Here is a 23,976-nt window from a genome sequence, read left to right as displayed (position 1 = left end):
TGGATATGGGGTAACTATACCGGTATGTATACCTCCGCCATCGCTCCGCGCCGCGACGCCCTGATCGGCACCGTGCTCGGCACCGTGTTCGTCGTGACCTGGAGCTCCGGCTTCATCGGCGCGCAGCTCGGCGCGGGCGCCGCCCCGGCGAGCACCCTGCTGGCCTGGCGGTTCATCGTCGCCGGCGGCCTGCTCCTGGCGTGGGCCTGCTGGCGGCGTCCCCGCATCCCGGCTCGCGATCTCGCCCTGCACGTCCTCATCGGGGCCCTGGGGCAGGGCGGATACCTGTACGGGGTCTTCCTGGCCGCCGAGCTCGGCGTCAGCGCCGGCGTCGACAACCTGATCACCGCGCTGCAGCCGCTGCTCGCCGCCGTCCTCGCGGTGCCCGTGCTCGGCGAGCCGATCACCCGGCGGCAGCTGGCCGGATTCGTCGTGGGCCTCGGCGGCGTCGCGCTCGTGGTCGGCGGCGACCTGCGCGGAGGAGCGCCCTCGTGGGCCTACGCGCTCCCGCTCGCCGCGACGCTCTGCCTCGTCGGCGCCACCCTGATCGAACGCCGCACGCGGCCGTCCGTGGGCGTCGTCGACGCCCTCACCGTCCAGGCAGGGACCAGCGCGCTGATCTTCACCGCCCTCGCCGGAGCCGGCGGCGGCCTGGCCCCGCCGGCGGACCCCGCCTTCTGGACCGCCATCGCCGTCCTCGTGGTGCTGGCGATGTTCGGCGGCTACGGCCTGTACTGGGTGAACGTCCGGCGCAGCGGCGTCGGCCGCGCCTCCGCCCTCCTCTACCTCACCCCGCCCGCCACCATGTTCGGCGCGTGGGCGCTGTTCGGCAGCACGCTCACGCCGCTGTCGCTGGTGGGCGTCCTGGCGTGCGCCGCTGCCGTGGCCGTCGTCCTGCGAGCGCCCGCCCCCCGGTCTCTCGCGAAGACCCGGGTCAGGAGCGCAGGCGAAGGCCGCGAGGAGTCGGATGGAAGCCTGCGGACTCCAGCGCGGCGGCGAGCGGCGAGTCGTTGATCGCGGTGCCGTCGGCCCGCTCGACGGTCAGCTTGCCGAGCGCCCCCTCGCGGACCGCCAGGGCGAGCGCGTCGACCGCCGGCCGCAGCACCTCGGGATCGTCGTCCCAGGTCAGCAGTGTCTTGCCGCCGCGCTCCACGTACAGGACGAGGCGTCCCTCGACCAGCACGACCAGCGCGCCGGCCTTGCGGCCCGGCTTGTGGCCGCTGGCGACCTCGTCGTCGCGGCCGGGCCAGGGCAGGGCGGCGCCGTACGGGTTGGCGGGGTCGGCCGCGGCGAGGACCAGCGCGCGGACATCCGGTTTGCGGGGCGTCTCCCACAGGGCGGAGATGTCGTCGGGCGCGGCGGCCGGGCGCAGCGCGCGGAGCCGGTCGACCGCGCCGGGCAGCGCGAACTGCGCGGCGCCCAAGCCCTCGACGAAGTACCCGCGCCGGCACCGTCCGCTCTCCTCGAAGGCGCGCAGCACCGGATACACCGCCGAGAACCCGCCGGGAGTGCGTTCGGCCGCCACCGCGCCGCGGATCACGATGCCGTACCGCTCCAGCAGCGCCTCCGCCAGCGCGTGCGAGCGCAGCGTCGCCGCGGTCTCGCGCACCGGAAGCGGCCACCAGCGGCCCGCGACCGTGGGCGGGCCCGTCCTGGACGGCAGGACGGGACGGCCGCGCCGGGTCGTCCGCGACCGGTGCGTGGGACGTCCGGAGCCGAGCGCCGCGCGCAGCGGGGCGAGGGTGTCGTTGGTCAGGTGCCCCGCCCAGACCAGGTCCCACACGGCGGTGGCGAGGTCGGCGTCGGCGGTGGCGACCTGCGCGTTGACGCGGTCGGCGAGGGTGCGGAAGAACAGCGCGCCGCCGCCTTCGAGGTTGTCGAGGACGGCCTGGTGCGCGGGCGTGAGGGTGATCTCCGCGGGTTCCGGCATGAGCAGCGGCGCGGTGTCGGCCAGGTACAGCGAGACCCAGCCGTCGCCGCCGGGCAGGCCGCCCTGGCCCGCCCACACCACCTCGCCGGCGGACGTCAGCTCGTCGAGCATGGCGGGGGAGTAGCCCGCGACCCGCGATGGCAGCACCAGCGACTCCAGCGCCGACGCGGGCACCGCCGCGCCCTGCAGCTGCTCGATCGCCTGGACGAGCGCGTCGATGCCGCGCAGTCGCGACCCGCCCGCGATGCCGTGCCAGGCCGGCAGGAACCGGCCGAGCGACTCCGGCGGGGACGGCTCCACCTCGGCGCGCAGCCGGGCCAGGGACCGGCGCCGCAGCGTCCGCAGCACCCCGGCGTCGCACCACTCGCCGGTCAGCGGGCCCTTCACGGCCTCGACGGGCAGGAACTCGCCCTCGACGACCCGTCCCGCGCCCGCCAGCCGCCGCAGCGTCTCGGCGACCACGGCGGCGCCGAGCCCGAACCGCGCCGCGACCTCGCCGGTGCGGAAGGGCCCGTGCGTGCGCGCGTAGCGCGACACCAGGTCGCCGAGCGGGTCGTCCACCGGTTCGAGGAACGCCTCGGGGACGCCCACGGGAAGCGGCGCGCCGAGCGCGTCGCGGAGCCGGCCCGCGTCCTCGATCGCGGCCCACCGCTCTTCGCCGGCGACGCGGACGCGGATCGCGCGCCGCGTCGCCTCCAGCTCCTCCAGCCACCGCGACGCCCACACGAGCACGTCCCGCGCCGGTCGCGCGGGATCGCCCGGCTCGCCGGCTCGTACCGCTTCTGCCGAACCGGGTATGACCTGGTCGTCGTGGACGGGGAATGCGGCGACGCCGCCGGGTTCGCCATCCGGGCCGGTACCGGGCCCGTCGGCGGGGCGCGGATCGACGGCCGCCGCGGCGTCGGGTGTCAAGGTCGTTCTCAGCGCGACCTCGGTGGTCGTCAGCGGGCCGAGCGCGCGCAGGAGATCGGCGACGCCTTCGAGGTCGCGGACGCGGCGGTCGGGGGCGAGGCGCTGCAACTCCCGCTCGATGTCGGCGACCGCGTCCGGATCGAGCAACTCGCGCAGGTCGGCCTGGCCGAGCAGTTCGGCGAGCAGGGCCGAGTCGAGCGCGAGCGCCTGGGCGCGGCGCTCCGCCAGCGGCGAGTCGCCCTCGTACATGAACGCGCCGACGTAGTGGAACAGCAGGGAGCGCGCGTAGGGCGACGGCTCGGGCGTCTCCACCTCGACCATGCGGACCTTGCGGCCCGACATGTCGCGCATCAGCTGGACGAGGCCCGGAACGTCGAACACGTCCTGCAGGCACTCGCGCATCGTCTCCAGGACGATCGGGAACGACGGGTACTTGCTCGCGACCGCCAGCAGCTGCGCGGCGCGCTGGCGCTGCTGCCACAGCGGCATCCGCTTGTCGGGACGGCGGCGGGGCAGCAGCAGGGACCGTGCCGCGCATTCGCGGAACCGCGCGGCGAACAGGGCGGAGCCGCCCAGCTCGTCCACCACGATGCGCTCGATGTCGTCGGCGTCGAACACCGCGAGGTCGAGGCTCGGCGGCTCGTCCATGTCGGGGATGCGGATGACGATGCCGTCGTCGGCGTGCATGGCCTGCGCGTCGACGCCGTACCGCTCGCGCAGCCGGCCCGCGATGGCAAGCGCCCACGGCGCGTGCACGCGCGCGCCGAGCGGCGAGTGGACGACCATCCGCCAGTCGCCGAGCTCGTCGCGGAACCGTTCGACGACCATCGTCCGGTCGTCGGGGACGTGCCCGGTGGCCTCCCGCTGCTCGCTCAGGTACGAGACGAGGTTGCCGGCCGCCCACTCGTCGAGGCCGGCGGTGGTGACGCGCTCGCGGGCCGTCTCGGTGGGGAGCCCGGCCAGCTCACGAGTGAACGCGCCCAGGGCGCGTCCCAGCTCGGCGGGGCGTCCGAGCGTGTCGCCATGCCAGAAGGGGAGCTTGCCCGGCTGCCCCGGGGCGGGCGAGACGAGGACGCGGTCGGGCGTGATGTCCTCGATCCGCCACGAGCTGGCGCCCAGGACGAACACGTCGCCCACCCGCGACTCGTAGACCATCTCCTCGTCGAGCTCGCCCACGCGGGACGACTTCTCGCCGACGAGGAACACGCCGAAGAGGCCCCGGTCAGGGATGGTGCCGCCGCTGGTCACCGCGAGGCGCTGCGCACCGGGACGGTCGTGCAGGACGCCGGTGACGCGGTCCCAGACCAGGCGCGGGCGCAGCTCGCCGAACTCGTCGCTCGGGTAGCGCCCGGCGAGCATGTCGAGGGTCGCCTCCAGCGCCGATCTCGGCAGCGTCGCGTAGGGGGCCGCGCGCTTGACGAGGGTCTCCAGATCGTCGACCGTCCACTCGTCCATGGACACCATCGCCACGATCTGCTGCGCGAGCACGTCGAGCGGGTTGCGCGGATAGTGCAGCTCCTCGATCGCGCCGCCGCGCATCCGCTCGGCCACCACGGCCGTCTGGACGAGGTCGCCGCGGTACTTGGGGAAGATGACGCCCTTGGACACCGCCCCCACCTGGTGCCCGGCCCGGCCGACCCGCTGCAGCCCGCTGGCCACCGACGGCGGCGACTCCACCTGGACGACCAGGTCGACCGCGCCCATGTCGATGCCCAGCTCCAGGCTGGACGTCGCGACGACCGCGGGAAGGCGGCCCTCCTTGAGCGCGTTCTCGATCACGGCCCGCTCCTCCTTGGAGACTGACCCGTGGTGCGCGCGGGCGATCTCCGTCACGGCGCCCTTGGCTGCGCCCGCCTGCGCCATCGTCGCCGCGGGGGAGTGGTCTTCCGGCAGCGGCTCGCCGGTGGCGCGCTCGTAGGCCAGTTCGTTCAGCCGCCCGCACAGGCGCTCCGCCAGGCGGCGGGAGTTGGCGAAGACCAGCGTCGAGCGGTGCGCCTGGATGAGGTCGAGGAGGCGGTCCTCCACGTGGGGCCAGATGCTGCGCTGCCGCGGGTCGGCCGTGCCGGACTCCCCGACGAACTGCCCCACCTCGCCCATGTCCTCGACGGGGACGACGACGTCGAGGTCGAACACCTTGTCCGAGCCCGGCTGCACGACCGACGCGGGCCGCGTCCCGCCGAGGAACGCCGCCACCTCCTCCGGCGGCCGGACGGTCGCCGACAGGCCGATCCGCTGCGCGGGCCGCTCCAGCAGGGCGTCCAGGCGCTCCAGGGACAGCGCCAGGTGCGCGCCGCGCTTGGTGCCCGCCACCGCGTGCACCTCGTCCACGATCACCGTCTCGACGCCCCGCAGCGACTCGCGCGCACGTGAGGTGAGGATCAGGAACAGCGACTCGGGCGTGGTGATCAGGATGTCGGGCGGCTTGACGGCCAGCCGGCGGCGCTCGTCGGCCGGGGTGTCGCCCGACCGCATCCCGACCCGGACGTCCGGTTCGGGCAGGCCGAGCCGCCGGGCGGCGTGCCGGATGCCGGTGAGCGGCGCGCGCAGGTTGCGCTCGACGTCCACGGCGAGGGCCTTCAGCGGCGAGACGTACAGCACGCGGCACCGGCGCAGCGGATCGGGCTTCGCCGAGGCGTCGCCATCGCCCGCGCTCGGCGGGCCCGCGGCGGCGAGCCGGTCGAGCGACCACAGGAACGCGGCGAGGGTCTTGCCGGACCCGGTCGGCGCCACGACCAGGGTGTTGTCGCCGCCGGCGATCGACTCCCACGCCCCGGCCTGCGCGGGGGTGGGCGCGGCGAACGCCCCGGCGAACCATTCGCGGGTCGCCGGGGAGAAGCGTTCGAGCACGTCACCGCCCATGGCGCCCATACTGCCCCGCGGGTCGGACAGAATGCGGCGGCGTGGCGCGCGTCACGTTGTAAGCAAGCGCTTGTATGGGCATGGTCTACCGGTAGGACGCCTGCCGCCTAGGAGTCGCGATGCCCTACCTGCTGCTCGCCTTCGGGATCCTGTTCGCCCTTCTCGCGGTCAACGCGCACGCGCCGCGGCGCAACGCCCTCCTGCTGGTGCCGAGCTTCTTCTCCGGCTGGCTCGCCATCGAGATGGCCCCGCACCTGCTCGTCGCCGAGGCCGTCGCGCTCGTCCTCACCTCCCTGTACGGGGGCCTGGACGGGTGGGCCGGCTGGATCGGGCTCGTCCTCGGCGTCCTGGGGGCGGCCGGTACCGTCGCCATCATCCTCGCGTCGCGCCGTACCGTCGTCACCCTGCGGGAGAGCGGAGCGCCCCTCCACCTCGACCCGGACGGCGCGCCCCGGTTCCCGCTGGCGCCGCTGTTCGTCCCGCCGCTGTGCCTGGTCCCGCGCAAGGGCGTGAAGGTGCAGCGCAACATCGTCTACCGCGAGGACGGCCGGCTCCGCCTGAAACTGGACGTCTACAGCCCGGCGGGGTCGGACCCCGGCGATGGGCTGAGGCCGGGGCTCATGCAGATCCACGGCGGCGCGTGGGTCATCGGCGACAAGCGCGAACAGGGGCTGCCCCTGCTCAACCACATGGCCGTCCAGGGATGGGTCGGGTTCAACGTCAACTACCGGCTCAGCCCGCGCGCCACCTGGCCGGAGCACCTGATCGACCTCAAGCACTTCGTCGCCTGGTACCGCGAGCACGCGCAGGAGTACGGCGCCGATCCCGACTTCCTCTGCGTGACGGGCGGCTCGGCGGGCGGGCACCTCACCGCGATGGTAGCGCTCACCGCGAACGTGCCCGAATTCCAGCCCGGCTTCGAGGACGCGGATACCTCCGTGCAGGGCGCGGTCCCCTTCTACGGCGTCTACAACCTCGTGGACGCCGGCCCATGGCCGGTCCCTATGGGAGCCACCCGGCTCCTGGAGAAGATGGTCGTCAAACTGCCCTTCGATGAGAACCGCGAGGCGTACGCCAAGGCATCGCCCGTCACCTACATCCGCAAGGACGCGCCGCCCTTCTTCGTCATCCACGGAAGCCACGACTCGCTCATCCCCGTGCTGGAGGCGCGCCGCTTCGTCGAGCGGCTGCGCGACGTCTCCGAAGCGCCGGTCATCTACGCCGAGATGAAGGGCGGGCAGCACGCCTTCGACGTCTTCCCCTCCTACCGGACGGCCCGCGTCGTCGAAGGCGTCGAGCGGTACCTGACCGGCCTGCATCGCCAGTACCGCCAGGGAACCGCCCCCGCTGTACCGGGCGAGGTCGCGGAGTCCTTGGACGGGCCGACCGTCGGATAGCGTGGGCGGGTGCGTCTAACAGTCTTCTGGGACCGGATGAACCAGCAGTTCGGCGAGGCCTACGCCCAGAGCGTGGCCAAGGACTACGTCATAGCCGAACTGGGCGGGCGCACCATCGAGCAGGCGTTCGCGGACGGGGAACCGGCCAAAAAGGTCTGGCAGGCCGTCGTCGCCACCTTCGACGTCCCCTCCAGCCTCCAGTAGTGCCCGCGCCCTACAGGGCGATGCGGTGCGGGACGAAGGACGAGGTGTCATCGGTGATGAGCCCCGACGTCTCCCGGATGCCCACGCCCGCCGACGCGTCCTCGATCACCCACGCGCCGAGCACCGGATGCTCACCGTCGAAGTCCGGCAGCGCGCAGAACTCCTGGAAGACGAAACCCTCCGCGCCGTAGTCGCCCTGGGTACGCTGCTCGCTGCCGTCCGGCGCGACGATCCGCATGCTCGCACCCTCCCGCCCCAGAAGCGGCTTCTGGACATAGGAACTGAGGCCGGACGGCGTGTTCAGGTACGTCGGCAGCAGGTTGGGATGCCCAGGGAACAATTCCCACAGCAGGACGAGCAGCGCCTTGTTCGACAAGACCATCTTCCAGATCGGCTCTATCCACGACGTCGGCGCACCCGGGATCTCCCGCCCGAACGGCTCCGCGACGATCCACTCCCACGGGTAGAGCTTGCAGAGGGTGCGGATCTCCTGCTCGTCCATGTCGACGAACCGCCGCCGCACCGGATCCCAGCCGATGTCCTCCATGGCGATCGCCACACCCGGCAGGCCCGCCTCCTCGGCGGTCTCCTGCATGTAGGCGATCGTCATGACCTCCTCACCGGTCTCGTCGGCGGTCGTCCAGGCGAAATGCGCGGGGCCGCCGCCGAACCGGGGCACGAGGTCCTTCCAGCGGGCCACCATCTTCTCGTGGATGGAATTCCACTGGTCGTCGCCCGGATGCACGTCCTGCAGCCAGTACCACTGCACCACGGAACTCTCCACGAGCGCCGTCGGCGTATCGGCGTTGTACTCCAGCAGCTTGGCGGGGCCCTCGCCGTCGTAGCGGAGGTCGAACCGCCCGTACAGATGCGGGTCGCGCCGCCGCCACGAGTCCTCGATGAGGGGCGCCACCCAGTCGGGTATGCCGAGCACGTGGTAGCGGCCTGTGCTGACGACGTGCTCCACCACCTGCAGGCACATGCCGTGCAGTTCCTCGACGACGGCCTCGAGCGCCAGCACCTCGTCCATGTCGAAGACGTAGTGCACGGACTCGTCCCAGTACGGCCGGGTCAGGTGCTCGGGATGCGCGGTCCGGTGGAACGCCAGCCCATGGGCTTCGACCTTCTCCGCCCAGCCGTCCCTCGGGGTCGAACGCATGCGGCGCACGGATCAGCTCCCGCTCTTGCCGCTGCCGCCGAAACCGCCGCGGCTCAGCGTCTTCCCGCTACCGGACTTGATCTTCCCGTCGCTCGGCCGGTACCGGCTGCCGCCGGACACGTAGCCGTTGGAGCCGCGCTTGCCGCCGTAGTACCAGAAGTACCGGTTGTAGGAGCCGGCGGACCCGTTGTCGATGTCCTTGACGTCGCAGTAGTTGTCCGGGACCGCCTTGTAGCCGCCCTTGCCCGACGGCGCGTTGCGGTCCACGCAGCGCGCGGTGGTGGAGTGGGAGCCGCAGGCGACCAGGGTCAGCGACAACGCGCTCACCATGCCGACCTTGACGGTACGGGAACTGAGCCGGCGACCGGACTCCTGAGGGGGCACGGGCAGAACACGTCCTTCGCAAGGGAGCTGTACAGCGGCCACAGCCTAGAGGTGGCTCAACATGGGACGGAAGCGGGCATATCCGGGTTCCGCCGCATCACGGACACCCAGCGCTGCCGCGTCCGTCGGTGTCTGTCGGCGTCCCCGCGTGCGTCGGCGTCCGCCGGCGCGCGTCCGCGTCAGTCCGGGACGGGCAGGTGCGCGTACAGGTCCATCGCGTCCACCGACGAGGGAAGATCGCTGACCTGTCCGTCGCCGACCTCCACCACGCGCCACTCGCCGTCCGTGCGGCGCGCCAGGTCGGTCGTGATGAAGCGGCAGCCGAGGGCGCGCACCGCGTGCGCGACCGCGTCCAGTTCCGGCTCGGGCTCCAGGCCCGGCGTGTCCGGATGCGGCCCCACCAGCGCGGGCTCCCCGTCCACCCACCACACGCGCGCCTCGCCCGCGCCGTCATAGGACTCGAACTCGCGCACGACCAGGCCGCCGGACAGGTACTCGTCCTGCAGGGCGATCATCTTGGCGGCGACGGCGTGCAGCTTCGCGGGGTTCTTCACGTCCGGGACGAAGCACGCCTCGTCCCACTCGTGCTTGCACGACTTCACGTAGTCCTTGACCACGCCAGGGCCCGCGCGCAGCGGCCGGACGAGGTCGGCGAGCGCGTTCAGGTCGCCCGGGTCCTGCCCGGCGGAGAGCGGGCGCCACACGCTGTGCGGCGTCAGCCCCGCGAACGTGTCGTGCCATCCGGGAAGCTCGTGCGCGCGCGTGTAGTCGTCCGGATGCGTCAGCAGCACCGTCCCGCGCCGCTTCAGCGCATTGGCCATCGCGGTGTACTCGTCGCCCGTGACCATCCAGCCGCGGTACCAGACCGGCCCCAGGTCGGCGGGCACCGCGCGCACCGCCGCCTCCACGTCACCGCGCCGCAACGCGTCATGGTCCAGCAGGACCGTCTCGCCGTAATGGTCCCGTACGGCCGCGGCCTCGCGGGCATAGTGGGGGTCAACGCGCCGGGGATGGATCGGATCGACGCAGAAGAGGACGGTCAGCGTCATGATGGGACCCTCCGTGGACGGCTCGCCGGCGCCAGCGTACGGGGTCCGGACCTCGGCGCGCACGGTGATTCCCGCCCGAATCGGCACACCGCGCGATGATCGAACGAATGTTCGGTAAGCTGGCCCCGGCACGCCTCGTCGTCCACAACCGCGCCCGCATCTCGAAAAGTGTCGGTGGCCCGCCGTAACGTCGCCTTCGACATCGCAAACAGCGGCCGAGAGCCGACAAGTCACAACGAGAAGGACATCTCACATGGCAGCGAACGACCGGGAGAAGGCTCTCGAGACCGCACTCGCCCAGATCGAGCGGCAGTTCGGCAAGGGCTCGGTCATGCGGATGGGCGAGGAGGCGCGCGCACCCGTCGAGGTGATCCCGACCGGCGCCATCTCCCTCGACATCGCGCTCGGCATCGGCGGCCTGCCCCGCGGCAGGGTCGTCGAGGTGTACGGCCCCGAGGGCTCCGGCAAGACCTCCATCGCCCTGCACGCGGTCGCCAGCGTGCAGAAGAAGGGCGGCATCGCCGCGTTCGTCGACGCCGAGCACGCCCTCGACCCCGAGTACGCCAGCAAGCTCGGCGTCGACATCGACGCCCTGCTGGTCTCCCAGCCCGACACCGGCGAGCAGGCCCTGGAGATCACCGACATGCTGATCCGCTCCGGCGCGATCGACGTCGTCGTCATCGACTCCGTCGCCGCGCTCGTCCCGCGCGCCGAGATCGAGGGCGAGATGGGCGACAGCCACGTCGGCCTCCAGGCCCGCCTGATGTCGCAGGCGCTGCGCAAGCTCACCGGCGCGATCAACCAGACCAAGACCACCGCCATCTTCATCAACCAGCTGCGCGAGAAGGTCGGTGTCATGTTCGGCTCGCCCGAGACCACCACCGGCGGCCGCGCGCTGAAGTTCTACGCCTCCGTCCGGCTGGACGTCCGCCGCATCGAGACCCTCAAGGACGGCACCGAGGCCGTCGGCAACCGGGTCCGCGTCAAGGTCGTCAAGAACAAGATGGCCCCGCCGTTCCGGGTCGCCGACTTCGACCTGCTCTACGGCCAGGGCATCAGCCGCGAGGGCGGCCTGATCGACCTCGGCGTCGAGCACGGCTTCGTCCGCAAGTCCGGAGCCTGGTACACCTACGACGGCGACCAGCTCGGCCAGGGCAAGGAGAACGCCCGCAACTTCCTCAAGGCCAACCCCGACATGGCCGACGGGATCGAGAAGAAGATCAAGGAGAAGCTCGGCATCGGGCCGAAGGTCGACAAGGAGGCCGAACCCGCCGCCGCACCGGTGGACGGCCCCGCCGCCCCGCCGACCCCGGCCCCGGTCGCCGCCGCAGCCGCGCCCGCCGCGAGCCGGGCCGCCGCCGGGAAGAAGAGCACCAAGACGGCCAAGACCGCGGGTGATTCCTGACGGAGAATCCCCCGATCCGGGTGACTCCTGACGAAGAGTGAGCGATGATCTCGTATGCAGGGCGGCGGCGCCCCACCCCGCACCGGCCCACCGGCGCGGGACGCCTTCCCCGACGGCGCCGCCGTCCTTATGGCAGTGTTCATTTGCATTGCCCTTGGCGGTCGGGCGCTGGAGCGCCCTCCCTTCGGCGGGCACTGCGTGCGATCGCTGCATCGCTCCGACTCGGCCCTGGGGGCCTCGCTGCGCGATCAAGTTCTCGCAAGCTCGAACTTGGCTTCGCTCGCGATCGCGACGGTCCAGGTCGCGGCGTGGCTGGGCACAAACGGCTGGGCAATCATCACCTCGCCGGATGCTGGCTTCGCTCGCATCAGCGCCCGGCGCCGATTCCTCGTTTCGCCCACCTCGGCGTCGGTTCCTCGCTTCGCTCACGTGGCGCCGGTTCGTTCGGTGGGGACCGCGGCGGGTGGGGGCCGGTGGATATCGGGGTGAATGTGGGGGGTGAGTGAGGTGGAGGAGGGTGTGGTCGGGTCGGGAGGGCGGCGGCGGGGTGGTGCTCGTCGGAAGGGCGGAGGGGAGTCCGCCGAGCGTGTGCCGGATAATCCTGAGGCCGCGGCGCGGGAGGTGTGCCTGCGGTTGCTGGCGTCCTCGCCGCGTACCCGCGCGCAGTTGGCGGACGCGCTGCGGCGCAAGAACATCCCCGACGACGTGGCCGAGAACGTGCTCGGCCGGTTCACCGACGTCGGCCTGATCGACGACGAGGCGTTCGCCCACGCCTGGGTGCAGTCCCGGCACGCCGGCCGGGGGCTGGCCAAGAGGGCGCTCGCCTCCGAGCTGCGGCGTCGCGGCGTTGCCAATGAGACGGTCGAAGACGCCGTCGACTCCCTCGACCCGGCGGACGAGGAGCGGACCGCGCGGGCGCTGGTCGACCGCAAGCTCCCCGCCACGAGGAGCGTCGACCCCGCCAAGCGCATGCGCCGCCTCGTCGGCATGCTCGCCCGCAAGGGCTACTCGCCGGGCCTGTCCTACCGGGTCGTCAAGGAGGCCCTCGCCGACGAGGGCACCGACCCGGACACCTTTCCCGATGATCCGCTCCCCTTCGACTGATCCGGGTTTTCCGGTCGGGGCGACACGCCGGGTGGAGTGAAGTCAGGTGGGGATCCGGCCGGTGCCCTCCGGCTCCGGTGGCCGGTCGCGGGGCAGGTGGCGCGGGGTGCGGGCGGTCAGGGCGGCCGGTAAGGAAGGACTCACGCGGACGTTCGGTTAGTCCGGAATGCCCGTCGTTTGCTTGCTCATTACCTCCATGCCGCTTACCGTTACGGCAGTGAGGAGTTACTCCGCGTCTCGCGGATTGCCATACGATCGAGCACGTTCCAGCAGCTGAGAGGCATACAGGACAGGTTCGTCGACCGGAACCGGCCGGAACGCCCGGGGCGCGCGACGCGGCCCGGCGGTGCCGTGTACCCGGCCGTCCGCCGGCGCGAGTAAATCCTCGCTAGTCAGGGTCCCGATGTCGGGCCGGCCCGCGGCGAGGAAGGATCTGCCTCATGGAGAGCGTCCTGCTGGGTGCGGCGCTGCTGGTGACCCTGGTCGCTCTCGTCATCGTCATGCTGTGGCGTCCCGGCGTGCCCGGGAAGGCGGCGGCGGAGATGGCCCGCGCGCAGGGCGAGGCCGACGAGATCCGGGCGCGGGTCAAGCAGGAGGCCCGGGAGGCGCGCGAGAAGGCCGAGGCGCAGGCGGAGCGGATCGCCGAGACGGCGCGCGCCGAGGCCGAGGAGGAGGCCCGGACCCTCCGCGCGGACCTGCGGACCGCCAGGGAGGACCTGGAGCGCAGGGAGACCCGGCTGGCCGAGCGGGAGCAGCGCCTCGACGGCGAGATGCGCCGCCTGCAGGAGTGGGCGGACAAGCTCGCGGAGACCAAGCGGTCGCTGGAGGAGCGCAGGAAGGAGCTCGCCGGGATCGAGGAGGAGCGCCGCAAGGTCCTGGAGCGCGCCGCCGGGCTCACCGCCGAGCAGGCCAAGGGCGAGCTGGTCGCGGCGATCGAGAACCAGGCCAAGCGGGAGGCCATCCCGATCACCCGCGAGATCGAGAACGCCGCGCGCGCCGAGGGCGACAAGCGCGCCCGCAAGATCGTGACGCTGGCGATCCAGCGGGTGGCCAGCGAGCAGACCGCCGAGTCGGTCGTGTCGGTCCTGCACCTGCCGAGCGACGAGATGAAGGGCCGGATCATCGGCCGCGAGGGCCGCAACATCCGGGCGTTCGAGACCACGACCGGCGTGAACCTCATCATCGACGACACGCCGGAGGCGGTGCTGCTGAGCTGCTTCGACCCGGTGCGCCGGGAGGTCGGCCGGCTGACCCTGGAGAAGCTCGTGCTGGACGGGCGGATCCACCCGCAGCGGATCGAGGAGGTCTACGAGCGCAGCCGCACCGACGTGGAGCAGCTGTGCGTGCGGGCCGGCGAGGACGCGCTCGTCGAGGTCGGCATCGCCGACATGCATCCGGAGCTGATCGCGCTGCTCGGCCAGTTGCGGTACCGGACGTCCTACGGGCAGAACGTGCTGAAGCACCTCATCGAGTCGGCGCACATCGCCGGGATCATGGCCAGCGAGCTGAAGCTTCCCGTGGAGGTCGCCAAGCGGTGCACGCTGCTGCACGACATCGGCAAGGCACTCACGCACGAGGTCGAGGGCAGCCACGCGCTCATCGGGGCCGAGATCGCGCGCCGGTACGGCGAGCACGAGGACGTGGTGCACGCCATCGAGGCGCACCACAACGAGGTCGAGGTCCGGACGGTCGAGGCGGTGCTCACCCAGGCGGCGGACGCGGTGAGCGGCAGCCGCCCGGGGGCGCGCAGGGAGTCGCTGGAGGCCTACGTCAAGCGGCTGGAGCGGCTGGAGCAGATCGCCCGGGAGAAGCACGAGGGCGTGGAGAAGGTCTTCGCGATGCAGGCCGGCCGCGAGATCCGCGTGATGGTGAAGCCGGACGCCGTCGACGACATCCAGGCGCAGGTCATCGCCCGCGACATCGCCAAGCAGGTCGAGGACGAGCTGACCTACCCCGGCCAGATCCGCGTCACCGTGGTGCGCGAGTCCAGGGCCATCGAGTTCGCGCGCTGACCGGTGTGATCGTTCCCGTTGTGCGGGACCGTCAAGATCGATAGTTTTGCGCGATGCGCAATCGGTGGATGCGGTGGACGGCCGCGGGCGGCGCCTGCGCCGGCATCGTCGCGGCGGGCGCCGGGACGGTCTGGTACACGGCGGGCGACGCGCGGGGACGCACGGTCGTCGACACGTCCGCCAGCATGCGGGTGAGCGCGGCGGACGCCAACGACGCGTCCCGCTACTGGACCCCCAAGCGGATGGCCGCGGCGACGCCCGTCGACCGCAGGAGCGGGGGCGTGACCGGGCAGACGTTCTCCTCGCAGGCGATCGTCCAGTCGAAGGCGTTCGGCGGCGTCCCGACGATCGGCGCGCTGTTCTTCAACAACGGACAGGGCGACCACTTCTGCACCGCGAGCGTCGTGCAGAGCTCGTCGCAGCGGCTGCTGATCACCGCCGCGCACTGCATCCACGGCGGCAAGGGCAAGAAGTACGCGACGAAGGTGGCGTTCGTCCCCAAGTACGACCAGGGGAAGCGCCCCTACGGCACCTGGACAGCCAAGATGCTGCTGGTCGACCAGCGCTGGGTGACCAGCACCGACCCCGACCTGGACTTCGGGTTCATCGCGCTGAACGACCGGAGCGGCAAGACGATCCAGAAGGCGGTCGGCTACAACAAGCTCGCGATCAACCAGGGCACGGGCAAGACGGTGAACGTGGCCGGCTACCCGAAGATCGCCTTCGATCCGCGCGACCGCCCCATCTACTGCCGCACCAAGACCGCGAAGCAGTCCCAGTTCCAGATCCGGATGGACTGCACGGGCTTCTACGGCGGCACGAGCGGCAGCCCGTGGCTGCTGAACTACAGCTACACGACGCAGAAGGGCGACATCAACGGCGTCATCGGCGGCTACCAGGGCGGCGGCAACACCGCGTCGCGCTCGTACTCGGCGTACTTCGACAAGGACGTCTACAACCTGCGCGCCGCCGCCGACAAGCGCGCCGCCTGACCGCCGCGCCGCCTAGCGCCGGGCCGCCTAGCCGCCGGGCCGGCCGGTACGGTCCGCCGCCGGGGCGGGACGCGCCGGCGGCGGACCGACGGCTGCCTCAGGCGACCGTCAGGTCGATGGGGTCGACCCCGCGCGGTTCGAAGCCGAGCGTCTGGCCGTAGAACGCCAGCTCCGCCTCCAGGCACGCGATGACGGTGTCGGCGCGGCGGAAGCCGTGCGACTCGCCCTCGAACGTCAGGTAGGCGTACGGCATCTTCTTGGCGGCCAGCGCGACCGCGAACCGCTCGGACTGGTCCGGCGGCACCACCGGGTCGTTGAGGCCCTGCAGGAGCAGCACGGGGCACGCGGTCCGGTCGGCGCGGTTCAGGGGCGAGCGCTCCTCGTAGGCCCGCTCGAAGCCCGGCAGCGGGCCGATCAGCCCGAACAGGTAGTGCGACTCGAAGTCGTGGGTGGCCTCGGCGAAGCTCTGCAGGTCGCTGATCCCGTAGTAGGACGTGGCGGCCTTGAACAGGTCGGTCTGGGTGGCGGCGGCCAGCGTCGTCCAGCCGCCCGCCGAGCCGCCGCGGATGGCGAGCCGGTCCGGGTCGGCTATGCCGCCGTCGACGAGCGCCTGGGCGGCGGCGATGGCGTCCTCCACGTCCACCACGCCCCATTGGCGGCGCAGCCGCTCGCGGTAGGCGCGCCCGTAACCGGTCGACCCGCCGTAGTTGACGTCGATGACGCCGATACCGCGGCTGGTGAAGTAGCACCGTTCCAGGTCGAGGTCCTTGGAGACGCGGCCGGTCGGGCCGCCGTGCACGAACACCACGTAGGGCGGCAGCTCCCCTTCCGGGGCCGCGGCCTCGGGGTTGGTCGGCGGGAACACGTAGGCGTGGACGGGGCGCCCGAACGGCCCTTCGAGGCGTTCGGTGCGCGGCTTCGACAGGTACGCGACGTCGGGCAGCTCGGCGAGCTCGCGGCGGAGCCCTTCGACGCGGCCGGTGGTGGTGTCCACCCGCACCACCGACGTCGGCAGGTCCGGGCCGCCCGCGATGCCGACGATCGTCGTGCCGTCCGCCGACAGCTGCGGGTGCCAGTCCTCGTAGGGCACCTCGATGTCGACCAGGTCGAGCGTCTCGGGGTCGTAGATACCGAGCCGCAGGTCGCCCTCGCCGTGCAGGACGGCGAGGCGCCCGTCGCCCAGCAGCGCGTACGGCATGCCGCCGAGCTGCCAGAGCGCCCCGGTGAACTCCTCCTCGGCCGGGTACTGCGCCTGCGGCGACTCCCCGTGCAGCCCGACCTGGTAGATGTTCCACCAGCCGGGCCAGTCGGAGATGACGTAGAGGGACTCGTCGTCGCGCCACAGCGGCGCCACGGCGGACTCGGTGAGGCCGCCCTTGACGGTGCGGGGCGCGACCGTGGTGCCGTCCTCGATGGCCGCCACGCGCAGCTCCGTCCCGTCCCACGGCATGCGCGGGTGGTTCCACTGCACCCACGCGAGGTGCCCGCCGCTCGGAGAAGGCGCGGGGGAGGCGTAGAAGTGCGCGCCGGTGACGAGCTCGCGGATGGCCCCGGCGTCGTCGGCGGCGCTGCCGTCCAGCGGGACGGCGACGATGGCGCGGCGGATGCCGGTGGTGCCCTCGCTCTGCTCGGCGGCGCCCGCCGGCGGCTCGGCGATGTGCCCCTCGCACACGCACCAGACCTCGGTGCCGTCGGGGGACAGCACGTAGTCGGCGTAGCGGAGCCCGGCCGGGACGGCCGGCTCCGGGGTCAGCGGGTAGGGCTTGGGGTCGCCCTCGTCGAGCCGGTGCAGCCGCTGGTCCTCGTAGTTGGAGAACACCAGGGACACACCGTTGGCGGTGCGGACCGGCAGGTACGACCGCCCGCCGTACTCGTGCACGCGCGTACGGGCGTCCCAGGGCGCCTGGAGCAGCTCGGTACGGTGACCGCCCTGGAGATGGATGACCGTCGTACGCCCGCCCTCCTCGGGACGGGTCTCCTGCCACCACACGTCATCGCCCACCACGGTGGGGAAACTGAGGCGAAGCCGAGCACGGGCCACGTCGGCCGCGGAGATGGGGGAAGGCCAGGAGCCGTAGGGGAGGGTCGCACGAGCGGTCATACCAGGAATCGTCCCGCATACGGGGATCGGTTGGGGCCATGACGGGCGCTTTGACTTCGGAAAGATATGTGCCGGTCACAGGTGATCGGCAACGCGCGGCGCCCGCCCCGGGAAAAGCGGAGGGCGCCGCCGGATAACGGCGGCGCCCTTGCACGGCGGGGTGCTGCGGGCCTAGACGACCCCGGCCCCGCCGGATGTCCCTCCGACGGCCATCCCGGGTGCGGGCGGAGCCCCCGTCCCGGTCCCCATGGTCCTCGCCTCCGTCTTGCGGCTGCGGCGGCTGCGCTTCTCCAGCGCCGTCGCCAGCCGGCTCACCGACATGTTGATCGCGATGTAGATGATCGCGACCACGACGCCGGCCTGGATGACGTTGTTGTGGTAGTTGGCGGGCACCTGCTTGAAGCCGGCCTGGAGCAGCTCCGGGTAGGCGATGATGAAGCCGAGGGCGGTGTCCTTGAGCAGGACGACGATCTGGCTCACGATCGCCGGCATCATCACGGTGACGGCCTGCGGGAGCAGCACCAGCCGCATGACGCCGTTCTTGCGGAGGCCGATGGAGTAGGCGGCCTCCGACTGCCCCTTCGGGACCGACAGCACGCCCGCGCGCACGATCTCGGCCAGGACCGAGCCGTTGTACAGGACCAGGCCGAAGACCACCGCCGCGAAGGCGGGCACGATGACGGTCCCGGCGTTGATCTCGACGCCGAAGAGCGAGAAGAAGTCCTCCACCAGGACCCGCTGGAGGGTGCCGAACTGCGACTCGGCGATCGACGGGCTGATCTTGTTCGGCACGAAGAACACGAGGAAGATCAGGATCAGCAGCGGGATCGCCCGGAAGAACTCGACGACGACGCCCGCCGGGATCCGCACCCACCAGTGGTCCGACAGCCGGCCCAGCCCGAAGACGACGCCGAACAGCAGGGCCAGCACCGAGGCCAGCGCCGCCGCCTTCAGCGTGTTCCACAGACCGGGCAGGATCAGGTGCTGCCAGACCCCCCACTTGAGGAAGGGGCTCCAGAGGTTCCCGGCGAACTGGCCCTTGTCGTTCAGCCGCCAGACGAGCACGGCGACGACCGCGGCCACCACGACCGACGCGACGGCGGTCAGCACCGCGTTGCGGACGCGCGCCCGCGGTCCGGGGGCGTCGAACAGGACCGTTGCTTCCTTGGTCATCGGGCCACCGCCATCCGTTTGGCCAGCCAACCGAAGAAGAAGCCGGTGGGCAGGACGAGGATCATGAAACCGACGGCAACGCCGATGAACAGCGGGATGGTGCCGTTGCTGAAGGTGGGCTCGTCCAGGATGGTCTTGGTGACCAGCGCGACCTCGGCGTAGCTGGCCGCGGAGGCCACCGTGGTGTTCTTGATCATCGCGATGTAGACGCTGCCGAGCGGCGCGATGACCGCGCGGAACGCCTGCGGCAGGATGATCATGCGGAGCGACTGGACGAAGGTGAGCCCGATCGAGCGCGCCGCCTCCGCCTGGCCGAGCGGCACGGTGTTGACGCCCGCGCGCAGCGACTCGCAGACGAAGGCCCCGGTGTAGCCGGACAGCCCGAGGACCGCCCACCAGTAGTAGCTCGTCGAGGAGTTGCCGGAGAACCGGATGGCCAGGTTGTCGTTGAGCCCCAGGCTGCACATCAGCAGGATCAGGGTCAGGGGGGTGTTGCGGATGATGTTGACGTAGACGGTTCCGACGCCGCGCAGGACCGGGACGGGCGACACCCGGAAGCTCGCCAGCACCGTGCCGATGACGAGCGACAGCACCGCCGACGCCGCGGCCAGGCGCACGGTCGCCCAGAACCCCTGGAGGATCTCGTCGAAGTGGTCGAAGAACGGGCCGAAGTCAAACATTGATTAGCTGTTCCATGGCGTTCCAGCGGGTCGGGGCCGCGCCGGCGCCTCCGGGACTCCCGGGACGCGCCGGCGCGACGGGCCTCGGCCTGGGATCAGGCGCAGCCTTCCATCTGCGGAGCGGTCGTGACGAGCTTCAGCCCGGTGCCGGAGAAGTTCTGCTCCAGGTACGTCTTGGCGCTGCCGTCGGTGTACATCTTCTGGATGGCGGCGTTGACGGCCTCGCAGGTCTCCTTGTCGCCCTTCTTGATGCCGACGCCGTACTTCTCGTCGGTGAAGGGGTCGTTGATGACCTTGAAGGCGCCCTTCTGCTGGGCGGCGAAGCCGGCCAGGATCAGGTCGTCGGTGCTGACCGCGTCGAGGGCGCCCGACTTGAGCTTGCTGACGCACTCGGAGTAGCTGCTGGCGTCGACCAGCGTGACGCCCTTGATGTTGAGCTTGCCGTCCGGCGGGCCCTCGGTGACGCGGCGGAAGGAGTTCGACCCGGCGGCGCGGCACAGCTTCTTGCCCTTGAGGTCCTGGGCCTTCTTGATGCTGTTGTTGCTCGCCTTGACCATCGTGTCCTGGTGCGCGACGTAGTACGGGCCGCCGAAGGTGACCTGCTGCTTGCGCGCGTCGGTGATGGAGTAGGTCGCCACGACCAGGTCGACCTGGCCGCCGCCGAGGAACGACTCGCGGTTGGCGGAGGTCGTCTCCTTGAAGGTGATGCCGCTCTCGGGGACGCCGAGCTGCTTGGCGATGTACTTGGCGACGTCCACGTCGAAGCCGGCGAACGTGCCGTCCGGCTTCTTCAGCCCGAGCGCGGGCTGGTCGAACTTGATGCCGATCGTCAGCTTCTTGTCTTCCTTGGCCTTCTGGACGACCGTCTTGGCCTCGGTCTTCTCCTTGTCGCTGCCGCAGGCCGACACGGCCAGCGACAGGGCCATGCCCGCGCCGATCAGAGCGCCGAAACGCTTGAATCGCATTGCTCGCTACACCTCTGCTTCTCTGCCGGAGCCCCGCGGCTCAGTGCGTGAGGATCTTGGAAAGGAAGTCCTTCGCGCGGTCCGTGCGCGCGTTGGTGAAGAACCCGTCGGGAGTGTTCTCCTCGACGATCTGCCCGTCCGCCATGAACACGACCTTCTGCGCGGCCCGGCGGGCGAAGCCCATCTCGTGGGTCACCACGATCATCGTCATGCCCTCCCGGGCCAGGCCGGTCATGACGTCGAGGACCTCGTTGACCATCTCGGGGTCGAGCGCCGAGGTGGGCTCGTCGAAGAGCATCACCTTCGGCTTCATGGCGAGGGAGCGGGCGATCGCGGCGCGCTGCTGCTGCCCGCCGGAGAGCTGGGCGGGGTACTTGCCGGCCTGGTCGGCGATGCCGACGCGCTCCAGCAGCTCCATCGCGTGCTTCTCGGACTCCTGCCTGCCCTGCTTGCGCACCTTCACCGGGCCGAGCGTGACGTTCTCGAGGATCGTCTTGTGGGCGAACAGGTTGAACGACTGGAACACCATGCCCACGTCCGCGCGGAGCCGCGCCAGATCCTTGCCCTCCTTGGGCAGCTCCTTGCCGTCGACGAGGATCCGGCCGCCGTCGATGGGCTCCAGCCGGTTGATCGACCGGCACAGGGTCGACTTGCCGCCGCCCGAAGGGCCGATGACGACGACGACCTCGCCGCGGTCGACGGTGAGGTTGATGTCCTTGAGCACGTGCAGCTCGCCGAAGTGCTTGTGGACGTGCTCGACCACGACGAGCGGTCCCGTGCCGGTTGCGGCGGCCTGCGTGATGGCGTCCTCCGGCCCTTGCCCCTTGGTCAGGTCGGGCCCGCCTTCGCTGTCCGTCATGCGGTGGAACTTTACGTCATCCCGCAGGACGCGTTGGTTCCGTGGCGGTACCGATCCGATCACGACTGCGCAGTTCGGCGGGTGGATCGGGCACCGCAGCGTGATCATCCGTGCCCGGCGCGCACCCTCCGGCGCGTACGCTTGGGGACTGTCATGAGTGCGCCTATGGAGACGAGCCCCCGCACGTACGAGATCCGTACCTACGGGTGCCAGATGAACGTCCACGACTCCGAGCGGCTGTCCGGGCTGCTGGAGGCGGCCGGGTACGTGCGCGCGGGCGAGGACGAGCCCGACGTGGTGGTGTTCAACACCTGCGCGGTGCGGGAGAACGCCGACAACCGGCTCTACGGCAACCTGGGCCATCTGCGGCCCGTCAAGGACGGTCATCCGGGCATGCAGATCGCCGTGGGCGGCTGCCTGGCGCAGAAGGACCGCGACACCATCGTCAAGCGCGCCCCCTGGGTGGACGTGGTGTTCGGCACCCACAACATCGGGTCGCTGCCGGTGCTGCTGGAGCGGTCGCGGGTGCAGAGCGAGGCGCAGGTCGAGATCGAAGAGTCGCTGGTGACCTTCCCGTCGACGCTGCCGACGCGCCGCGAGTCCCCGTACGCCGCCTGGGTGTCGATCTCCGTCGGCTGCAACAACACCTGCACGTTCTGCATCGTCCCATCGCTGCGCGGCAAGGAGCGGGACCGCCGCCCCGGGGAGATCCTGGCCGAGGTCGAGGCGCTGGTCGGCGAGGGCGTCCTGGAGATCACGCTGCTGGGGCAGAACGTCAACGCCTACGGCTCGGGCTTCGGCGCGCTGTCGGCCGCGCCGGACGAGGTGCGCGCGATGACCGCCGACGGCTCGTCCGCGTTCGCGGGCCTGCTGCGCGCGTGCGGGAACGTGGACGGACTGGAGCGGGTCCGGTTCACCTCGCCGCACCCCAAGGACTTCACCGACGACGTGATCGCGGCGATGGCCGAGACGCCGAACGTCATGCCGTCGCTGCACATGCCGTTGCAGTCCGGATCGGACGCGGTGCTGCGGGCGATGCGCCGCTCGTACCGTCAGGAGCGCTACCTCGGCATCATCGAGAAGGTGCGCGCCGCCATCCCGGACGCGGCGATCACGACCGACATCATCGTGGGATTCCCCGGCGAGACCGAGGCGGACTTCGAGCAGACCCTGCACGTGGTGCGCGAGGCGCGGTTCTCCTCGGCGTTCACGTTCCAGTACTCCAAGCGCCCCGGCACGCCCGCGGCCACCATGGACGGGCAGCTGCCCAAGGAGGTCGTGCAGGAGCGGTACGAGCGGCTCGTCGCGCTCCAGGAGGAGATCTCCTGGGCGGAGAACAAGAAGCAGCTCGGCCGCACCCTGGAGGTCCTGGTGGCCGAGGGCGAGGGCCGCAAGGACCAGGAGACCCGCCGCCTGTCGGGCCGCGCGCCCGACAACCGCCTCGTCCACTTCCAGGCGCCCGACGAGCCCGTCCGGCCGGGCGACATGGTCACCGTCGAGGTCACCTATGCCGCGCCCCATCACCTGGTGGCCGACAAGCCGGTCCAGGACGTCCGCCGTACGCGGGCGGGCGACGCGTGGGAGGCGCGGCAGGCCGAGGGGCCGAAGGGCGTGTCGCTGGGCATGCCGACGATCGGCCGCCCCGCCCAGAGCGAGGCCGCCGCACCGGGCTGCGTCGCCCCCGCCTCGACGCCGGCATGATCGCTCGGCACCTGGAGCGCCCGTCCGTCGCGCGGGCGCGTGAAGAATGCTGATCTCGGCGGCGGTGTGCCCGCATCCGCCCATCCTGGTGCCCGCGCTGGCGGCGGGCGCCGCGGCGGAGCTGGACGGCCTGCGCGCCGCCTGCGACGAGGCCGTCAGCCGGCTCGGCGCTGGCGACGCGGACGCGCTCATCGTCGTGGGCGGCGCGCCAGAGACGCGTGCCTACGGTGTCGGCGCCTACGCCACGCTGCGCCCGTACGGGCTCGACTGGACGAGCCCGGCCGACCCGGCCGACGGGTACGGCGGCGAGGCGCTGCCGCTCTCCCTCACGATCGGGTACTGGCTGCTCGAACGGCACGGCCTTGCTGCGGACGCGCGGTACCGGTCCATCGCGTTCGATGCGGATCCGGACGCCTGCCTGCGGCTGGGCGCGGAACTGGCCGGTTCGGCGCAGCGCGTCGCGCTTCTGGTGATGGGCGACGGATCCGCATGCCGGACGGAGAAGGCGCCCGGATACCTCGACGAGCGAGCGCAGCCTTACGACGAGCACGTCGCAGGGGCGCTCGGTAAGGGCGATGCCGCCGCCCTCGCCGCACTGGATCCCGCTCTCTCGCGGGAGCTCCAGGCGGCGGGGCGTGCGGCATGGCAGGTGCTCGCGGGCGGCGCCGCGGCCGCGGCTCCAGCGGGTTTCACCGCCTCGCTACTGGCCGACGACGCGCCCTACGGAGTCGGCTACTTCGTCGCGAGCTGGTCGATAGGGGACTCTGTGGTCGGCTAGTGGGGCTTGTTGGCGCCCGGCATACCGCCCTCGGGGCCGCCCTCAGTGCCGCTCCCCGGGGCGCGCCTGTCGCCGCGGTCGATGTAGTCGCCGGCCTTCTCCTGGGCCTTGTCGACCTTGTCGGCGTACTTGCCGCCGGTCTTCTGGTCGAACATGTCGCCGGCCTTCTCCACGCCCGACTTGGCCTGGTCGGGGTGCTGGCCCAGCATCTCCTTGACCTTGTCCATGAAAGACATATCGCGTTCCCTCCGGATCCCTCGGGGCCGATGGTCCCTCGCCGCCGGCCGCGGCGCGGTGCCCGTACGTGCGGGC

19 protein-coding genes are annotated in these 23,976 nt (G+C 71.6%); 9 read left to right on the top strand and 10 right to left on the bottom strand.

The window, feature by feature from the left end; all coding sequences use genetic code 11:
* The first annotated feature begins 24 nt into the window (after positions 1-24).
* Positions 25-1,014: a DMT family transporter gene (locus QP089_RS27975; protein WP_285915352.1), complete on the top strand. Its 990-nt coding sequence runs from the start codon at positions 25-27 to the stop codon at positions 1,012-1,014.
* Here the strand turns inward: QP089_RS27975 and QP089_RS27970 are convergent.
* A complete protein-coding gene (locus tag QP089_RS27970; protein ID WP_285915350.1) occupies positions 935-5,701 on the bottom strand; it encodes an Lhr family helicase in 4,767 nt (1,588 codons plus the stop codon). The two genes, QP089_RS27975 and QP089_RS27970, sit on opposite strands and share 80 nt — an antisense overlap.
* A 119-nt stretch (positions 5,702-5,820) precedes the next feature.
* Between QP089_RS27970 and QP089_RS27965 the strand changes: the two genes are divergently transcribed.
* Together QP089_RS27965 and QP089_RS27960 are read left to right on the top strand one after the other, a co-directional pair.
* On the top strand, positions 5,821-7,098 hold the full coding sequence (locus tag QP089_RS27965) for an alpha/beta hydrolase (protein ID WP_285915348.1): 1,278 nt from the start codon (positions 5,821-5,823) through the stop codon (positions 7,096-7,098).
* A 9-nt stretch (positions 7,099-7,107) separates the two neighbouring features.
* On the top strand, positions 7,108-7,302 hold the full coding sequence (locus QP089_RS27960) for a DUF3046 domain-containing protein (RefSeq protein WP_285915346.1): 195 nt from the start codon (positions 7,108-7,110) through the stop codon (positions 7,300-7,302).
* Positions 7,303-7,312: 10 nt separating this feature from the next.
* Here the strand turns inward: QP089_RS27960 and QP089_RS27955 are convergent, their stop codons facing one another.
* The 3 genes from QP089_RS27955 to QP089_RS27945 all read right to left on the bottom strand — a co-directional run bounded on the left by QP089_RS27955 (position 7,313) and on the right by QP089_RS27945 (position 9,894).
* Positions 7,313-8,470 (bottom strand): glutathionylspermidine synthase family protein, encoded by a 1,158-nt coding sequence (locus QP089_RS27955; protein WP_285915344.1) that lies wholly within the window; start codon positions 8,468-8,470, stop codon positions 7,313-7,315.
* 3 nt (positions 8,471-8,473) lie between these two features.
* Complete coding sequence (locus QP089_RS27950) at positions 8,474-8,791, bottom strand: hypothetical protein (protein WP_285915343.1); 318 nt, start codon at positions 8,789-8,791, stop codon at positions 8,474-8,476.
* Between the two features lie 233 nt (positions 8,792-9,024).
* Positions 9,025-9,894, bottom strand: a complete 870-nt coding sequence (locus QP089_RS27945) for an ATP-grasp domain-containing protein (protein ID WP_285915341.1) — start codon at positions 9,892-9,894, stop codon at positions 9,025-9,027.
* 253 nt (positions 9,895-10,147) lie between these two features.
* On the opposite strand from QP089_RS27945, the gene recA reads away from it, so the two are divergent.
* From recA to QP089_RS27925, 4 genes are all read left to right on the top strand, one after another.
* Complete coding sequence (gene recA, locus QP089_RS27940; RefSeq protein WP_285915340.1) at positions 10,148-11,299, top strand: recombinase RecA; 1,152 nt, start codon at positions 10,148-10,150, stop codon at positions 11,297-11,299.
* A 588-nt stretch (positions 11,300-11,887) separates the two neighbouring features.
* Positions 11,888-12,403, top strand: a complete 516-nt coding sequence (locus tag QP089_RS27935; protein WP_285915339.1) for a regulatory protein RecX — start codon at positions 11,888-11,890, stop codon at positions 12,401-12,403.
* Positions 12,404-12,843: 440 nt separating this feature from the next.
* Positions 12,844-14,415: a ribonuclease Y gene (gene rny / locus QP089_RS27930; RefSeq protein ID WP_285915338.1), complete on the top strand. Its 1,572-nt coding sequence runs from the start codon at positions 12,844-12,846 to the stop codon at positions 14,413-14,415.
* Between the two features lie 53 nt (positions 14,416-14,468).
* A complete protein-coding gene (locus QP089_RS27925; protein ID WP_285915337.1) occupies positions 14,469-15,407 on the top strand; it encodes a trypsin-like serine peptidase in 939 nt (312 codons plus the stop codon).
* 97 nt (positions 15,408-15,504) lie between these two features.
* Here the strand turns inward: QP089_RS27925 and QP089_RS27920 are convergent, their stop codons facing one another.
* The 5 genes from QP089_RS27920 to QP089_RS27900 form a co-directional block, all read right to left on the bottom strand.
* The gene (locus tag QP089_RS27920) at positions 15,505-17,508 is read right to left on the bottom strand and encodes a S9 family peptidase (RefSeq protein ID WP_285915336.1); all 2,004 of its coding nucleotides are present in this window, start codon (positions 17,506-17,508) and stop codon (positions 15,505-15,507) included.
* A gap of 171 nt (positions 17,509-17,679) precedes the next feature.
* On the bottom strand, positions 17,680-18,681 hold the full coding sequence (locus tag QP089_RS27915; RefSeq protein ID WP_285915335.1) for an amino acid ABC transporter permease: 1,002 nt from the start codon (positions 18,679-18,681) through the stop codon (positions 17,680-17,682).
* On the bottom strand, positions 18,678-19,361 hold the full coding sequence (locus QP089_RS27910) for an amino acid ABC transporter permease (protein WP_285915334.1): 684 nt from the start codon (positions 19,359-19,361) through the stop codon (positions 18,678-18,680). Before QP089_RS27910 ends, QP089_RS27915 begins: the two co-directional genes overlap by 4 nt.
* Before the next feature lie 95 nt (positions 19,362-19,456).
* Entirely contained in the window at positions 19,457-20,326 is an 870-nt protein-coding gene (locus QP089_RS27905) for a glutamate ABC transporter substrate-binding protein (protein WP_285915333.1), read from the bottom strand.
* Between the two features lie 40 nt (positions 20,327-20,366).
* A complete protein-coding gene (locus QP089_RS27900; RefSeq protein WP_446474094.1) occupies positions 20,367-21,089 on the bottom strand; it encodes an amino acid ABC transporter ATP-binding protein in 723 nt (240 codons plus the stop codon).
* 261 nt (positions 21,090-21,350) lie between these two features.
* Between QP089_RS27900 and miaB the strand changes: the two genes are divergently transcribed.
* Both miaB and QP089_RS27890 read left to right on the top strand, forming a co-directional pair.
* On the top strand, positions 21,351-22,886 hold the full coding sequence (gene miaB / locus QP089_RS27895; RefSeq protein ID WP_285915331.1) for a tRNA (N6-isopentenyl adenosine(37)-C2)-methylthiotransferase MiaB: 1,536 nt from the start codon (positions 21,351-21,353) through the stop codon (positions 22,884-22,886).
* 46 nt (positions 22,887-22,932) lie between these two features.
* Positions 22,933-23,664, top strand: a complete 732-nt coding sequence (locus tag QP089_RS27890) for a class III extradiol ring-cleavage dioxygenase family protein (RefSeq protein ID WP_285915330.1) — start codon at positions 22,933-22,935, stop codon at positions 23,662-23,664.
* Here QP089_RS27890 and QP089_RS27885 read toward each other — a convergent pair.
* Positions 23,661-23,900 (bottom strand): antitoxin, encoded by a 240-nt coding sequence (locus QP089_RS27885; RefSeq protein WP_285915329.1) that lies wholly within the window; start codon positions 23,898-23,900, stop codon positions 23,661-23,663. The two genes, QP089_RS27890 and QP089_RS27885, sit on opposite strands and share 4 nt — an antisense overlap.
* Positions 23,901-23,976: the final 76 nt, after the last annotated feature.

This window comes from Actinomadura opuntiae, from assembly GCF_030283205.1.
Classification (GTDB): Bacteria; Actinomycetota; Actinomycetes; order Streptosporangiales; family Streptosporangiaceae; genus Spirillospora.
Note: the sequence above shows the minus strand (reverse complement) of the source record. Positions and strands in the feature narration are given on the sequence as shown.

What these genes read in the sequence shown, in the direction of transcription:
- QP089_RS27945 (WP_285915341.1), bottom strand. Translation starts at nt 9,894, where the DNA reads ATGACGCTGACCGTCCTCTTCTGCGTCGATCCGATCCATCCCCGGCGC.
- QP089_RS27975 (WP_285915352.1), top strand. Translation starts at nt 25, where the DNA reads ATGTATACCTCCGCCATCGCTCCGCGCCGCGACGCCCTGATCGGCACC.
- QP089_RS27925 (WP_285915337.1), top strand. Translation starts at nt 14,469, where the DNA reads ATGCGCAATCGGTGGATGCGGTGGACGGCCGCGGGCGGCGCCTGCGCC.
- QP089_RS27915 (WP_285915335.1), bottom strand. Translation starts at nt 18,681, where the DNA reads ATGACCAAGGAAGCAACGGTCCTGTTCGACGCCCCCGGACCGCGGGCG.
- miaB (WP_285915331.1), top strand. Translation starts at nt 21,351, where the DNA reads ATGGAGACGAGCCCCCGCACGTACGAGATCCGTACCTACGGGTGCCAG.
- QP089_RS27970 (WP_285915350.1), bottom strand. Translation starts at nt 5,701, where the DNA reads ATGGGCGGTGACGTGCTCGAACGCTTCTCCCCGGCGACCCGCGAATGG.
- QP089_RS27890 (WP_285915330.1), top strand. Translation starts at nt 22,933, where the DNA reads ATGCTGATCTCGGCGGCGGTGTGCCCGCATCCGCCCATCCTGGTGCCC.
- QP089_RS27885 (WP_285915329.1), bottom strand. Translation starts at nt 23,900, where the DNA reads ATGTCTTTCATGGACAAGGTCAAGGAGATGCTGGGCCAGCACCCCGAC.
- QP089_RS27965 (WP_285915348.1), top strand. Translation starts at nt 5,821, where the DNA reads ATGCCCTACCTGCTGCTCGCCTTCGGGATCCTGTTCGCCCTTCTCGCG.
- recA (WP_285915340.1), top strand. Translation starts at nt 10,148, where the DNA reads ATGGCAGCGAACGACCGGGAGAAGGCTCTCGAGACCGCACTCGCCCAG.
- QP089_RS27905 (WP_285915333.1), bottom strand. Translation starts at nt 20,326, where the DNA reads ATGCGATTCAAGCGTTTCGGCGCTCTGATCGGCGCGGGCATGGCCCTG.
- QP089_RS27920 (WP_285915336.1), bottom strand. Translation starts at nt 17,508, where the DNA reads ATGACCGCTCGTGCGACCCTCCCCTACGGCTCCTGGCCTTCCCCCATC.
- QP089_RS27950 (WP_285915343.1), bottom strand. Translation starts at nt 8,791, where the DNA reads ATGGTGAGCGCGTTGTCGCTGACCCTGGTCGCCTGCGGCTCCCACTCC.
- QP089_RS27910 (WP_285915334.1), bottom strand. Translation starts at nt 19,361, where the DNA reads ATGTTTGACTTCGGCCCGTTCTTCGACCACTTCGACGAGATCCTCCAG.
- rny (WP_285915338.1), top strand. Translation starts at nt 12,844, where the DNA reads ATGGAGAGCGTCCTGCTGGGTGCGGCGCTGCTGGTGACCCTGGTCGCT.